Source organism: Vibrio sp. 1402, from assembly GCF_033340275.1.
Genome location: NZ_JAWOWE010000001.1, coordinates 652635 through 667644, shown reverse-complemented (window position 1 = coordinate 667644; position 15010 = coordinate 652635). Strand labels below are relative to the sequence as shown.

At 45.7% G+C, this 15010-nt stretch carries 14 protein-coding genes; 11 read left to right on the top strand and 3 right to left on the bottom strand.

From position 1 onward, the window contains the following. Positions 1 to 8: 8 nt before the first annotated feature. The 4 genes from R7044_RS02855 to R7044_RS02840 are packed head-to-tail and all read left to right on the top strand — an operon-like array spanning position 9 to position 3903. Positions 9 to 557, top strand: coding sequence for a rod-binding protein (locus tag R7044_RS02855; RefSeq protein WP_005384422.1), 549 nt, complete (start codon positions 9 to 11; stop codon positions 555 to 557). Further along, positions 558 to 1931 (top strand): flagellar hook-associated protein FlgK, encoded by a 1374-nt coding sequence (gene flgK / locus R7044_RS02850; RefSeq protein ID WP_005374000.1) that lies wholly within the window; start codon positions 558 to 560, stop codon positions 1929 to 1931. Between the two features lie 13 nt (positions 1932 to 1944). Further along, positions 1945 to 2844, top strand: coding sequence for a flagellar hook-associated protein FlgL (gene flgL, locus R7044_RS02845; protein ID WP_005373998.1), 900 nt, complete (start codon positions 1945 to 1947; stop codon positions 2842 to 2844). An 18-nt stretch (positions 2845 to 2862) separates the two neighbouring features. Continuing rightward, a complete protein-coding gene (locus R7044_RS02840; protein ID WP_062731081.1) occupies positions 2863 to 3903 on the top strand; it encodes a hypothetical protein in 1041 nt (346 codons plus the stop codon). An 88-nt stretch (positions 3904 to 3991) separates the two neighbouring features. Here the strand turns inward: R7044_RS02840 and R7044_RS02835 are convergent, their stop codons facing one another. Next, entirely contained in the window at positions 3992 to 6655 is a 2664-nt protein-coding gene (locus R7044_RS02835; protein ID WP_405540292.1) for a DUF2339 domain-containing protein, read from the bottom strand. A gap of 440 nt (positions 6656 to 7095) precedes the next feature. Here R7044_RS02835 and R7044_RS02830 point away from each other — a divergent pair, with 440 nt between their 5' ends. From R7044_RS02830 to R7044_RS02815, 4 genes are all read left to right on the top strand, one after another. Continuing rightward, the gene (locus tag R7044_RS02830) at positions 7096 to 8895 is read left to right on the top strand and encodes a cation:proton antiporter (RefSeq protein ID WP_005373994.1); all 1800 of its coding nucleotides are present in this window, start codon (positions 7096 to 7098) and stop codon (positions 8893 to 8895) included. Positions 8896 to 9133: 238 nt separating this feature from the next. After that, positions 9134 to 10153: a type 2 isopentenyl-diphosphate Delta-isomerase gene (gene fni, locus R7044_RS02825; protein ID WP_054576170.1), complete on the top strand. Its 1020-nt coding sequence runs from the start codon at positions 9134 to 9136 to the stop codon at positions 10151 to 10153. A gap of 194 nt (positions 10154 to 10347) precedes the next feature. After that, positions 10348 to 10611 (top strand): DUF3012 domain-containing protein, encoded by a 264-nt coding sequence (locus R7044_RS02820; protein WP_005373992.1) that lies wholly within the window; start codon positions 10348 to 10350, stop codon positions 10609 to 10611. A 251-nt stretch (positions 10612 to 10862) separates the two neighbouring features. Next, positions 10863 to 11261: a GFA family protein gene (locus R7044_RS02815; RefSeq protein WP_005373991.1), complete on the top strand. Its 399-nt coding sequence runs from the start codon at positions 10863 to 10865 to the stop codon at positions 11259 to 11261. Between the two features lie 96 nt (positions 11262 to 11357). On the opposite strand, the gene R7044_RS02810 is transcribed toward R7044_RS02815, so the two are convergent. Beyond that, a complete protein-coding gene (locus R7044_RS02810; protein ID WP_025768015.1) occupies positions 11358 to 11708 on the bottom strand; it encodes a rhodanese-like domain-containing protein in 351 nt (116 codons plus the stop codon). Positions 11709 to 11975: 267 nt separating this feature from the next. On the opposite strand from R7044_RS02810, the gene R7044_RS02805 reads away from it, so the two are divergent. The 3 genes from R7044_RS02805 to R7044_RS02795 all read left to right on the top strand — a co-directional run bounded on the left by R7044_RS02805 (position 11976) and on the right by R7044_RS02795 (position 14213). After that, positions 11976 to 12266: a co-chaperone GroES gene (locus R7044_RS02805; protein WP_005373989.1), complete on the top strand. Its 291-nt coding sequence runs from the start codon at positions 11976 to 11978 to the stop codon at positions 12264 to 12266. A gap of 33 nt (positions 12267 to 12299) precedes the next feature. Beyond that, positions 12300 to 13898, top strand: coding sequence for a chaperonin GroEL (groL, locus tag R7044_RS02800; RefSeq protein WP_005388702.1), 1599 nt, complete (start codon positions 12300 to 12302; stop codon positions 13896 to 13898). Between the two features lie 105 nt (positions 13899 to 14003). Beyond that, positions 14004 to 14213, top strand: a complete 210-nt coding sequence (locus R7044_RS02795; RefSeq protein WP_005373984.1) for a hypothetical protein — start codon at positions 14004 to 14006, stop codon at positions 14211 to 14213. Between the two features lie 131 nt (positions 14214 to 14344). Here the strand turns inward: R7044_RS02795 and R7044_RS02790 are convergent, their stop codons facing one another. Further along, the gene (locus tag R7044_RS02790; RefSeq protein WP_005373983.1) at positions 14345 to 14956 is read right to left on the bottom strand and encodes a LysE family translocator; all 612 of its coding nucleotides are present in this window, start codon (positions 14954 to 14956) and stop codon (positions 14345 to 14347) included. Positions 14957 to 15010: the final 54 nt, after the last annotated feature.

The following is a 15010-nucleotide window of genomic DNA, read 5'->3' as shown; positions in this document are numbered from 1 at the left end:
AGTTAAGGATGAAGCTAGACAGTACCAATGAACAAACTCAGTTAAATTCGATGCTTTATCACGACAATAGTGCATTGGCTAACATCAAGCATAGTCGTGATCAAGAAGGCGCACTTGAAGTCGTCGCAGGTCAATTTGAGGCAATGTTCCTACAAATGGTGTTACGCCAAATGCGCAGCAGTAGTGACGCTCTTGCTGATAAAGACAGCCCGTTTGCCAGTCAGCAACAAGGGGTATTCCGTGATATGTATGACGGACAGCTGGCGATGGAACTAGCAAAGAAACAGAGCTCAGGCATTGCCAATATGCTCATCCAGCAGCTGAGCCCGTCTATGCGTGAGGTTGCTTTCGATGCTGCGCGCAACATCTCATCCGCTAACGATGGTAAAGGTTCGAATTCTGAATCTATCTCACAAGTAGATTCTAAAGAGGTGGAGAAGAATTCAAGCCTATTTAATACCGCTTCTCAAGCCGTCGCCTCTGTTAAACAGGTATTCGGTGAGGCCGGTATGACTACCGCGTTTTCTCAGCCGTTGATCAGAAAAATGGAGCTGTAAATGAACCTAGTTAATATTGCCCTTTCAGGTTTAGGCGCGAACCGTGTGGCCCTAGACGTAACCGCGCAAAACGTGGCAAACGTGAATACCGTGGGTTACAGTCGTCAACAAGCGTTGATGGCGTCTGTCGATGATGGTAAAGCCAATCGCTTAAGTCCAGGTTTAGGGGTAGAAGTCACTAGCATTCGCCGCGTTACTGATCAATTTCTGATTAAGCAAACGTGGTCGACTAACAGTATGGCGGCATACGCATCTGGATACACCAGTAACATGAGTCAGCTGGAGAATACGCTTGGTGCCGATGGTTTCAGTATATCGGCTGGCTTGGACTCGCTAAACGCTGCGCTTAACGATGCGACCGTTAAGCCGGAATCCATACCTTACCGCCAGCAGATCATTAACGAATCTGAAGCTTTGGCCCGCCGTTTTAATACGCTTACCGAATCTTTATACAATCAACATAAAGACATGAGCGACCAACGTAATGCAGCGCTTAACCACGCGAATAGCCTTATGGAAAATATCGCGAAGGTGAACAAGCAACTGGTAGAGATGCAAGGTACAGGTGGTAACCCATCACAGTTAATGGATGAACGAGATAGGTTAATCGGTGAGTTATCTCAAACCATTGAAATCAAAACAACACAGCAGCATGACGGCAGTGTTCAGGTCACACTAACCTCTGGTCAACCGCTTGTGATGGGTACGGACCATGGCAAACTGGAAGCCATTCCTGACCCGAGTGATCCTTACTTGGCGGACTTACACGTCACGTTCTCGAATCAAAGTTTTGCGATTGGTGACTCGCTTGGTGGCAAATTAGGTGCGATTAATGACTATCAAACCGAAGTGTTGAAACCAAACCAATTGGCTCTGAATGACATGGCGAAAGCTCTCGCGGATGAATACAACGCCGTGCTTGCAACTGGCAAAGACTTAAATGGCAACCCAGGTAAACCTTTGTTCAGCTATGACCCAGCAAACCCTGCAGCCAGTTTGGATATTACCAAGCTAACTCCAGATGAGCTTGCGTTCTCAAGTGATGGAACACCTGGTAACGCAGATGCGTTGCAATCATTGATCGAGTTAAGCAACAAGCCAGTGGCGGTATCAGGTTACGGCTCAGTAAGCTTGAACGATGCCTTTAGTTCAATGGTGGGTCAAACCGCAATTAAAGCACGCCAAGCTAACGCTGATTATCAAGCGAAGTTAGCCATGAACAAGCAAGCGCACGCAGCTCGCGATAATGTTAGTTCCGTAAACAGCGATGAAGAAGCGGCTAACCTAATGATGTTTGCTAATGCGCACAATGCCAACATGAAAGTGATCAGCACAGCAAATCAACTGCTCGATTCTATTCTGCAGTTATTCTAAGAGGAAAGTTTAGATGCGAATTAGTGACAATCAATTTAGTCAAATGATGTTGCACAGCTTGCAGAGCAATAGCGCGGGATTAGGCGAAGCTCTGCAACAGATGTCTACTGGCAAGCGCTTGACCAAGCTGTCTGACGATCCAATGGCTTCGATCAAGTTGCTTAACTTAGACCGAGAAACCAGTGCGATTGCTCAGTACAAAAACAACATTGAAAACGTAAAAACGACGCTATCGAGTCAAGAAACCCATTTAGATTCGATCAAAGAAAGCTTAAAAAGCATGCGAGACATCGCGCTTTGGGGTGCGAACGGCTCTCTTACTGACGAAAGTCGTGGCGGTATGATTACAGAGCTTAAGAGTTACCGTGACTCTATTGAGTCGTCTTTTAACGCGCAGGATGAAGAAGGGCACTACCTTTTCTCTGGTACTAAAACGGATACTGCGGCTGTAAGTAAAGCGAGCGGCAGCTACGTAATTGAAGGTAATAGTGACAAGCGCGTAGTAACAATTGCTAAAGGTGTCACGATGGATTCCAATATGACTGCAAAAGAAATATTGGACCTTGGGGGAGGCCATAACGTGCTTAACCAAATTGATGCGCTGATCAAAGAGTTTGAGAGCCCTACCGCCAACTTCAGAGCTGAAGTTGAGGCGAGTATCAGCGCTATCGACGATACTTTTTCAAACGTACTAGGGACCATGACTGAGATTGGTGGTCGACACAACAACTTAGATCTTGTTGGTGGCGCGCACAGTGAAAACAAGCTGTTCGTTGACAAAGTATCTGGAGACCTCTCTGCTCTGGACTATGGTGAAGCGTCGGTACGATTGAGTAATTACATGGCCGCTTTGCAAGCAACGCAAGCAAGCTATGTGAAGATCGATGGTTTGTCGCTGTTTGACCGTTTATAAGGTTAGGAAGTTCTTTTTATGGTAATGAGTACAGTAGAGGTTAGACCCCATAGCATACGCTTAGGTGGACAAGAACAAGCCTCTATCATGCCGACCCGTTCTGCAGACTCAAGTACGGCAATTAAACCGCGCCCGGCGCAAATTCAGGCTGACACTGCGTCAGCCTACTCTGTATCTGGTATTCAGCTTACGCAGGGTCAGCAGCAAGCCACGGCGGTTCAGATCGCGTCCAAATCGCTGCAGGTGATTGGCAAAGAGCTTACGCAAATTAAACGTGGTTTGACGCAAGCTATTAATCAAGGCGTACAAAATGTTCCTGGTTTGCAGGATACATTGGTTCGTTCTAAAGCCACCATCCAAAAAGTCGTTGAGCAAGCACGTTTCGATGGCCAGAAAGTCCTAAATAACGAACTGCATTTAAAACTGGATAAAGCGGATATTCGTCGCTTTTCTATTCCAGGTTTGAATGTTCATCGCTTAAGCGACAAGACCGAGCAAATCCGTTTGGATTTTCCTCAAGGTCAAGCGGTGATGATTCAGTTTGATGGACAATCAGACGGTGAGCGAACGGTCAAAATGCTGGATCGCAGCTTGATTGCGTTAGGAATGCGAGCCTCATTAGCCGATGATGGCAGCATTTTATTTGAAGCCAGAGACAACGCTTATCAACAAATGCAGCAAAAGGTGATGGTAACGGGGGAAGGGCACCGATTCCCTGCGGGACAGCCTAACGTTTTGAACTTAAAGTCTGAGCCAGATGGTATTGCGGAGCTCGGGTTTGATCTAGGCTCACGCGACGGCATCAAGCAGACGATTGCCAAAGTAAATCAGCATCTGAAACAAGTTCAAACGAGTTTGCAAGAAGCGAAAGCTTTTCATGGTGAACTGAATACTCAAATGCGTTCTATCCAAACCAAAACCGCACAGCTTTCAGTCAATGAGGTGAATGCAAAACTGGATGGATTCATGCAAAAGTCTGGCGAGTTTACTTCGACTTTTCAGGCATTGAATGCGCAAGCAAACGTGCGTCGTCATACCGTGGTCGCTTTACTGAAGTAACGAACACTCCAATGATTCCCGGCTTTACACTGTTATCGTCCCCCAATAACGAAAACAGCGCACTGTCGGGAATCTCTCTTCGACTCGTCTAGGGCTCGAGTGCTTTTGCCACCGAACGATTCAATTTCTGGAATAGCCATCCAAGTGCTATCAAAGACGCACCTAAGCCTAAGAAGCTTATTGCTCGCCAGAACCCATCCAGAGAGCTCACATCCCATAAGAATACTTTCAGTGCGACACAGGCAAGGACCACTAGACCGACACGCTGCATCATCAGCCCCTGTTGGGTCACGCCGCGCCAAGTCAGCAATCCACCTACGAGCAAGCCAGCCACTGAATAACTGAACAACTCTGCCATGCTGGTTGGCTGATACAGCATCATCGATGTGGTTTGCCAGAATTGACGGATAGACATCCCCAACCAAATGACTGCAAGTAAAAAGCCTAGACTAGCAATCGCAAATCGATGAACTTGCAACGTATTCCAGCGTTTAAATGTTGCGATAAGCAGGATGCAAGCTGGTAACAGCCAGCCGATACTCAGCATGTTAAAGATGGGAAGTGCTTGTGCCGAGACGTTATCAGTCACCAACGGCGATTCTGCCGTATTAAGCAAAATAATCAATATAGCGAACGCGCACCAAAGCAAGTAACTATAGATTTCGTAGATACGACTTAAGCGTTGCGCAAATTGGCTGCGGTAGCTGTATACCAAACCCATAACTAATGCTTGATTGGCAAAGACTGCCGCACTTGTGAAGTCGATGTGCCCCAAGTAACCATATTGCCCCGTTAACCAGTAGTTAGTTTGGGTGAACAATGCCATTAAGAATACATGTAAAAACGCCCCTTCAAACCAGTTGGTCAGTTCTCGGTCCACTTGTTTTAGTGTTGAACGAGCATAAGACAAGATGAAGAGAGAAGGCAGATAACTCACAAGAACCCAAGCCCAATGCCCAGCTTCTACCGGTTGCCATTCGGGGATGAAAGGTAGCAGCGTGAGTCGGATAACCAGTATTCCCATTGCCACTTTAATCGCCCAACTCGCAGGTCGAAATAACCCGACTTGAGCCTGTAAGGCCATTATCGCAACTTGTATTGAGATTGCTGTTGTTAACCAAGTATCGCTCAACCAAACAAAAGCAATACCTATGATTAAAGCATGCATAACGGCAGAGCATTCTAATGCCAACGAACGTGCACGCTGACCAAGCACAACGTAGTAAGTGGCCATCAATGCGCAGAATGCAGTCCAATACCACAGGTAGCCCTGCATAAATTCGTCAATATAAAACAACGTAATTAAGCTCATCGCGGGAGCCAGTACCAGCAGAAGCAGCCCACTGAGTTGCGAACGGTCACTAAGTGATTGGCAATATGTTCGATAGCAGATCAGCGCAATACTCACCGCCAATGCGAATAGGATGCTAGCTTCTCGCTCTACCATATACAGCGCATCAAAAGCGATGGTAAGAACTATCAGCGCGGTTGCCGAGACGAGTATGGATGGCAAAAATACACGTAATGACCAGCCTGTACGAAGTGCTGGTAGCCAGATGCTCGCAACAAGCAGCGTATAACAGTACGCCATTTGTAGAGTGTTCAGCTCCGGCATTCTGGTGACGGCAGAAAAGGTCAATAAAGCAGTTGCGAGAGCGGTAGCGGTCGGCGAGTTTGTCCACTTGCTTTGATAGTGACGAAAGCGAGGATTGAGCATCCAACCCATTCTCGGAACCGCGAAAATGAGATACAAAGTGATGGAGAGATAAATCGCGAGCCACGAGAACAACCGTTCTGTTGGTACACTCTCAATCAACAGCAACATCCAAATGACATGTGGAATCGCGATACTTGGCGTAATCCATGCCCTACGCACTTTTTGCATCAATAAGGTCGCCGCGAACGAAATCGCGCAGATGTATCCGGCTAACAAAAAGTAGTTGGGTTCACTACCTCCAATCCACAGTGGTGCTGTGTAGCCACCAATTAAGCCAAGCACGGCCATTAACGGCCCTTGTCGCAATGATAATGCTAAACTGAAAAATGCCGCTGAAGCCAAAATGATCAACGAGATACTTGGCGTTAGCATTTGATAAACCACAAAGGCAAAAATGACGGTGCAGTAAATGCCCGTTAATCCCGTACCGGTAACGGCAGCAGGAACATACGTAAAGCCTTGGGCTCGTGCTGCCCGTTGCGGATTCTGTTGTTCTTTACGGTGAAACCACTCGCCAACAAGCACCATTAGTAATGAGATCATAAAGGCAAAGGACACTCGCATAAATGGCGAAAACTGGATGTGGCTACCAATCACCTGTACGAGATAACCTCCACCGATCAGCATGGCCAATGCGCCTACCCAAACCAACCAATTTTCTTGAATGTTGCTAAGCAGGCTCTGAACTTTACTCTGAAGGAATGACTCATTTTCTTGACTAAAAACATCCAGTTGCACTTCTCTTGTCTGGGCGTATTCTTGATTCGCAGCGCTCTGGTCTAAGTCTAGGTTGGCAGCTGGATCATGTTCCCCAGAGGATGAGACATTTTTCTGTTGTGATTCTATGTGAGGTGACGTCGCTACAGATGGTGTGTCTTTTTCGATGCTGGATTGTTGGTGCACTTGTTGGTTTGAGCCCCCATGGACACTGGCTCGTAGTGATGTAACTTCCTCACGAAGTTTGGTTAGTTCTTTTTCTAAAAGTGCAGCTCGGTTGGCGGCTTTCACTCCGATGAGGATGGCGAGACACGCCATGAACAGTGCTAGTATTACGTACAATCCATTTCTCCTTGCGTACGTCGCGTGACCCACGATTCTTAACTTTGAGCACTTACGCTAAAGCTTAGTTCATGCTCTATGCCTTAGCCTCATATAGTGCTAGGTTCCGCGCTTTCTTCAGAAATCATTCTACATAATGAAACTCAATGCGTAATGATGAATTCGACAAAGTCGCACACTTGTGTGCCACTTTAAGACCTGATGAACAAAAATGAGTCGTTAAGTCATTGGGGGTCAACTATATTCATAGTTCTGATGCGATCGCCAAAGGACTTCAAACATGTGCGTTTCGTAGCGATGTCATCGAAGGTCAGTCGTTTGATTTGCACGTTCGGTTGTTTCTATTTGACCGTAAGGCTGAATGTATTCGGGTATAGCGCATTCACGCGAAAAAAGACAAAAACAGGTAATTATTGATGCAAGTGGGTAATGAAGCGCTGGTGCTGTCAGCGGTTGGGGTTATTGGTTTAGGTTGCCAATGGTTAGCTTGGCGATTGCGTTTGCCAGCGATTTTATTTTTGTTGTTGGCAGGGCTGATCGTCGGGCCATTTATGCAGTGGTTAAATCCTGATGAGATATTAGGTAATTTGCTCTTTCCGTTGGTCTCTTTGGCGGTGGCAGTGATTTTATTTGAAGGCAGTTTGACCTTAAATTTTAAAGAAATTCGTGGCGTGAGTGGTTCGGTATGGAGCATTGTTTCCATCGGGGCGATCATTTCGTGGGCGGCGACCAGTATCGCAACACACTATTTCCTCGGCTTTACTTGGGAGCTTGCCATGTTGTTCGGCAGCTTAACCGTAGTAACAGGGCCGACGGTCATCGTGCCACTTCTACGAACCGTAAGACCTAACAGTACGCTTGCTAACATTTTGCGATGGGAAGGGATTTTGATTGACCCGCTCGGTGCGCTTTTTGTTGTGATGGTTTACGAGTTTATCGTATCTCACAGCGCGATAAATAGCGTCGAAGTGTTTGGGACGATCATTGCTGTCGGTGTCATGCTAGGTGCGGCCTCAGGCTATGCAGTTGCGACGATCATGCGTCGCTCTTGGCTACCGGAATATTTGCAGCCATTTGCGGTTTTGATGGTGGTTCTAGGTGTATTTTCGGTCTCTAACCACATTGAGTCTGAAGCTGGGTTACTAACCGTCACCGTAATGGGTATGTGGCTCGCAAACGCTAAAGACATCAATATTCAGCAAATTCTGCACTTTAAAGAGCATTTAACCATTTTACTGATCACCGGATTGTTCATCTTCCTTGCGGCTCGAATCAGTCTGGATGATTTTGCTGCGCTAGGTAGCGGTGCGTTATTGTTGTTTGTATTTATGCAGTTAGTGTCGCGTCCGTTATCGATTTTTCTTTCAACCTTCCGCAGCAACTTGCGTCTTAAAGATAAGCTGTTTTTGTCTTGGGTTGCACCGCGCGGTATTGTTGCTGCTTCGATTTCGTCTCTTTTCGCGATCAAATTGACCGAATACGGCATTGATGAAGCGATTTTACTGGTCCCTATGACCTTCATGGTGATTATAGGAACGGTCGTGTTACAAAGTGCGACGGCACGTCCTGTAGCGCTGACGTTGGGCGTTGCAGAGCCAGCACCACGCGGCTTCTTGTTGATTGGTGCTAACCGAGTAGCAAGAGAAATAGGGCAGGCGCTGGCGCGTTATGACCGCCGCGTATTAATGACTGACTCAAACTGGGAGTACATCAGTCAGGTTCGTATGTTGGGGTTGGATTACTATTACGGCAACCCTATTTCTAGTCACGCGGACGACAACTTGAACTTGATAGGAGTTGGACAAGTGGTTGCATTAACGCCCGATCAGCATTTCAACATTATGGCTTGCATGCAATTCGTCGACGAGTTTGGGGAAGATAAAGTTCACTGCTTACAAAAAGTGAAAACCAACGGCAATGGCAGCGAGAAGCACTCCGTGGCTCAGGAGTACCATGGTAAATTGCTGATGGGCGGCAATGTAAGCTATACCCAGCTAGCCAGTATGTTAAGTCGTGGTGCAGAGGTTAAACACACGAAATTGAGCGATAACTTCACGTATCAAGATTATTTAGCGCATCACAAAGGTAGTTCAGTTGTACCGCTGTTCCATGTAGAAGAAAAAGGAAAAATTCAATTCTGTGATGATCCCGAACAGTTTGAACCAACGACGACAAGCACTGTTGTGTCGCTAATTCTGTCGGACAGCGTAAAGTAAACTACAGAGCAATGTGATCCATTTTCATCATGGGTATCGTACGCTGATTATCTCAATTTGAAGAGAAACTTGCCGGCTTGTTTAAAACGGAAAGCGAGTTTCTTTTCTTATAATGTCAGGGGCAGTCGAGACTCATTACTCGTTTCGGAAAAGTAATCCGGCAAATTCACAAAATTCGCATTGACGTTACTGATAAGGATCGCAATACTGCGCGACTGTTTTACTTTAGGGTGACATTATGGCTCCGCAAACTAACCGAAAAGATTTACACCTAGATGCTGTTTTACATCATGATATGAGCATGAAGCATAAAACGGCGGGTTTTGAGTCTGTCGAGTTTGAACACTGTGCGCTGCCAGAATGTGACTTTCACGCGATCGATTTATCGACAGAGTTTCTTGGTCATCAATTAGCGCTACCGTTTTTGATTAGCTCGATGACTGGCGGAGCAAAAGACGCAGAAACGATCAATTGTCGTTTGGCTGAAGCAGCAAGTGAATTAGGTATTGCCATGGGTGTGGGCTCGCAACGGATTAGCTTAGAAGAAAGTCAGCATTCGGGCTTGGGTAAAACCATTCGTGAGTTGGCGAAAGAAGTACCGTTGTATTCCAATCTTGGAGCCGCTCAATTGCTCGATAAAGGTAAACTCGATAATGCGCAACGTGCGGTTGAGGCGATTCAAGCCGATGCCTTGTTTGTGCACGTTAATCCAATGCAGGAAGCGTTTCAGAAAAATGGCGACCACAATTGGGTTGGTGTTTTCCAGGCAATTGAGATGCTTAAATCTCGCGTGAAGGTTCCTATCATTATCAAAGAAGTCGGTTTTGGTATTAGCGGACACATTGCGCAGCGATTAATTGATGCTGGTGTGGATGCAATTGACGTTGCGGGCGCGGGTGGCACAAGCTGGAGTGCGGTTGAAGGGTATTGCCAAGATAATCCGAAAATGCAGCGTGCAGCCGAGCTTTTCCGCGATTGGGGTGTCCCTACAGCAACATGTTTGGCTCAAATCCGCGCACTGCATCCTACATTACCGTTGATCGCCTCGGGAGGTGTTCATAACGGACTTGAAGCGGCGAAAGCCATTCATTTGGGTGCTAATCTCATTGGGCAAGCTGGTGCGGTATTAAAAGCTGCGACGATCAGCACGCAGTCTGTCGTCGAACACTTTGAACAAATGGCATTAGAGCTGCGTTTAGCGTGCTTTGGTACTGGCTCTTCTAAGGTTGGTGAGCTAACGAAAGCGCGCTGTCTATAGCTTTTAGAATGGCGCGCTTTACACAGAGTCGCTCAATAATTTTTCGATGTCTTAACACGTAGACTGATAATTTCGTTATAGTTGATACAAAAGTCACTTCAGCTAGTGACGCCTTTATTCAGACACTTGAATGGGCACGTGTTGAAGAGATTGAGTTTAGTTTTACTATTGTTTGCAACTGGAACCTTAAATTTATGAAAAAACTAGTCATGCTGATGTTGGCGGCTTCTGCTTTGACCGCTTGTAGTGATGAAGTGGGCACTGAAGGCTGGTGTAACGACATGCGCGATAAGCCAAAAACAGAATGGACAGCAGACAACGCGGTAGACTTTGCAAAGCATTGTGTTCTGCAAGATGGTGTCGGCAGCGAGCAATGGTGTGAAAACCTGAAAGATAAGCCGAAAGGTGACTGGACTGCAAACGAAGCGACCAGCTTTACTAAACACTGCATTTTTTAAGCACAGCGGAAAGCGCCTTTTCTGAGGTGACATTCTGTGAGGTAAACACCAAGCGTTATTGCTTGGTGTTTTTGTATCTAAAATAGCTCGATTTTTCACGTGTCAGCGCACTTCCCTCTGAATGGAAAGTTTTACATTTTCGTTTCATTTTTGAAAACCTGTATTGCCTGCCTTTAATTTTTCGTATTGCAATGGCATGGTGTCGAGATAGCCATCTAATTCAATTAGATTCATAACAAAAAGGAATTCAAATGGAAGTACTAAAAGGCTCATGTCTGTGCGGCAAGGTAAAGTTGGAAGTGGCAGATGAATTTAAGTACATGGGAAATTGCCATTGCTCTGAATGCCGCAAGTTCACAGGTTCTGACTATTCATCTGCCGGTGGTATTGCGTTGGATAAACTGCTTATTATCCAAGGGAAAGAAGATATTCAAACTTATCAGAAAAGCGAAAATACCATGCTATGCTTTTGTCGCCACTGCGGATCGAGCCTGTATTCGAAAAAGAACAATGGGATCGTCAACATTCGCCTTGGTATCTTGGATGACACACCTTCTCACAAGCCTGATTTCCATATTTTTGTCGCATCGAAAGCGCCATGGATCGAGATATCGGATAACCTGACTCAATTTGATGCAGGGCCCAGATAGTAGAGTTGTTGTAGATAAGTATTTAGAAACAGAGCGCGTTACAATACGCTTGCGACGCTCTCTGTGCTTTTACTTTGTATATTAGAACGGAGACGACTATTTGGCGTCTTGTAGTTCTTCAAAGCCACCTGCATTGTGCAGATTCGTAAAGCCTTGCGATTGTAAGTATTGATACGCTTTGCCAGAGCGGTTACCACTGCGACAGTACAACACGATAGCTTGATCTTTATCGACGTCTTGAAAATGTTTATCAAGTTCAGATAAAGGGAAGTTGACGGCATTATCCAAATGCCCTTCAGAAAACTCTTGCGGCGTGCGCACATCGACAATCATCGCGCCCTCGTCAATCAATTGCCAACCTTGTTCAGCGCGTTCAGAAGCTGACACGTTGGGTGAGAGGAAGCCAACGCATAACGTTGCAAGAAATAGAGATACGGCCTTTTTCATTGTTTGATTATCCTTTTTAAGAGTACGTAACCACTCTAGATTTGATTGAGCACATTTTCCATCATAAAGAGATGCTAAGTGGTTGTGAATGCGATAATTCGATAGAAAATTTTATTTAATTTAATAAAAAATTTTTATCAAATTCACCTCTTGAACTCTAATTTTTCGACCTTATTATTTTCATCGAAAGCGAGCTGTCGACTCGCAAATCCATCTTGATGTTTATTTTGTCTTTTATTTTTGGTTCCAAGTAGGAGGCACTTAAAAATGAAAATTCGTCCTTTAAATGACAAGCTAATTGTTGAAAGACAAGAGGTGGAAAATAAATCTGAAGGGGGAATCGTTTTAACTTCTCAGTCGGTGAAAAAATCAAACCGCGGGAAAGTCATTGCTGTTGGTTTAGGTAAACGTCTTGAAAATGGCGAACGCGCTGCGATGGAAGTCAAAGTGGGCGACCAAATCATTTTCAATGACGGTTACGGCGTGAAAACCGAGAAAATTGACGGCGCAGAATACTTAATTCTGTCCGAATCTGATGTGTTAGCAATCGTTGAGTAATTATTTTTGTAGTAGTTTTTTGAGGAGATAACCATGGCTGCAAAAGACGTATTATTTGCTAATGACGCACGTCAAAAAATGCTGAAAGGTGTGAACTTACTGGCGGACGCAGTAAAAGTGACACTAGGCCCGAAAGGCCGCAACGTTGTGCTTGATAAATCTTACGGCGCGCCAACCATCACCAAAGATGGCGTGTCTGTAGCGAAAGAAATCGAACTGAAAGATAAGTTCGAAAACATGGGCGCACAAATGGTGAAACAAGTGGCGTCCAAAGCGAATGATGAAGCGGGGGACGGTACAACGACCGCTACCGTACTGGCGCAATCTTTCATCAATGAAGGTCTTAAAGCGGTAGCCTCTGGCATGAACCCAATGGACCTAAAACGTGGTATCGACAAAGCCACTGAAGCGGCGGTTGAGAAACTACGTGAAATGTCTAAGCCATGCAGCGACAAAGAATCTATCACCCAAGTGGGTAGCATTTCTGCAAACAGCGATCGCGCGATCGGTGAAATCATTGCAGAAGCGATGGAGAAAGTGGGTCGCAATGGCGTGATTACGGTTGAAGAAGGCCAAGGTCTAAACAACGAATTGTCTGTGGTTGAAGGTATGCAATTTGACCGCGGTTACTTGTCGCCATACTTCATCACTAACCAAGAAAATGGCAGCGTCGAGCTAGACAACCCTTACATCCTATTGGTGGACAAAAAAGTCAGCAGCATCCGCGAGCTATTGCCTGTACTAGAAGAAGTGGCGAAATCTTCTCGCTCGCTATTGATCATTGCTGAAGACATCGAAGGTGAAGCGCTAGCGACATTGGTTGTGAACAACATGCGCGGCATCGTGCGTGCGACCGCGGTGAAAGCGCCTGGCTTTGGTGACAACCGTAAAGCGATGATGGAAGACATTGCGGTACTAACTGCTGGTACGGTCATCTCTGAAGAAATCGGCCTAGAGCTCGAAAAAGCAACGTTAGAGCAACTAGGTAGTGCGAAGAAAGTGACCATCACCAAAGACACAACAACCATTGTGGGTGGCGCAGCAGAAGCAAGCGCGATTGCTGATCGTGTGGCTTCGATTGAAAAACAAATCGAAACAACCACCTCTCAATACGATAAAGACAAGCTTCAACAACGTGTTGCGAAGCTTTCTGGCGGCGTAGCGGTGATCAAGATCGGCGCTGCAACCGAAGTTGAGATGAAAGAGAAGAAAGATCGCGTGGACGATGCACTACACGCTACTCGCGCAGCGGTTGAAGAAGGTATTGTTGCTGGTGGTGGTGTTGCTCTAACTAAGATCGCGAAAGAATTGGCGGATCTAAAAGGCGACAATGATGACCAAAACGTGGGTATCCGAGTTGCCCTACGTGCAATGGAAGAGCCTCTTCGTCAAATCGCAACTAACGCAGGTGACGAAGCTTCTGTTGTGGCGAACGCTGTTAAAGCGGGTGATGCCGATTACGGTTACAACGCTGCAACAGGTGAATACGGCAACATGATCGAAATGGGCATCTTGGACCCTGCTAAAGTAACACGTTCAGCGCTTCAATTCGCAGCGTCTGTTGCTGGCTTGATGATCACCACTGAAGCGATGATCACCAACCACGTTGAAGACAAAGAACTTGATATCTAACGTCATCAACCGTTAGTGATTAAGTAAGCGTTAAAATAACAATAACATTGCAAAACCTAAGCGGGCTCGCTTGAGCCCGCTAATCAGTCATTTGAGGTAAGTGTTATGACCCGTTTACCTGCGTTTTCTTTCTCAATATCTGAGCCGGGCGGTAATGAAGCTTCGTCAACGTGGCCGACTGCTATTCACTTCCCCCTCGTTCCAGCTGGGCCAGAGTTTTCGATCGAAAATGCTCTGCCTAAACGTCCGACAGTGACGATATTCACTATCGATCTGTCTCAGTTATTTAAAGGGGACGCCCGGGTCATCCATTAACTGTATCGAAACAGCCAGCGTACGTTGGCTGTTTTTTTCTAATTTAAAGTATTGATAATGTAGATTTTTAATTGATTACTGCCACTTGTTCAATGATCAATTTGAATTGGGATAATCGGACCGCAAGCGTACTACACCTTTAAGCCCAGCATCCCGCCGAAAATGATCAATCCCGCCCCACATGCTTGATTGAGTCGATGCTTAATCTTCAACAAGAAAGCTTGTAGCTGGGATGACGTGAATAAAACAGCAACGATAGAAAACCAAATACCATGCAGCGCAATCATATAAATCCCGTAAAAAAAGGCGATGTGTTGCTGACTAGAGTCGGGAGAAATCACTTGGCTAAAAATACTCAGAAAAAACAGCATCGTCTTGGGATTGAGTAAATTACACAGAAATCCCTGCATGAAAAATCGCCACATTGAATACTCGCTCTGTTGAATGGTTTCTGAGTTTGACGCAGGCTGCGAGGAGAATATTCCTTTAATCCCAAGGTAGACAAGATAAGCGGCCCCAAGATAGCGCACGAGATTAAACAACCATTCATTTTGTGAAATTAAGTAACTGATCCCCAGCATGGAGTAAGCGATGTGGATGCTTATCGCCATGCTGATACCAATCGCACTGTATACGCCTGCTTTTCGTCCTTGATTTAAGCTATTTCTTAATACCAAAACAAAGTCTGCGCCAGGGCTAATGACAATAAGCACACCTAATAACGCAAGAGTTACAAATTCCATATCGATTTCCTGTTTGAATGATGAAGTCTGGGATGTAGCGGAATTGTAGGTGTC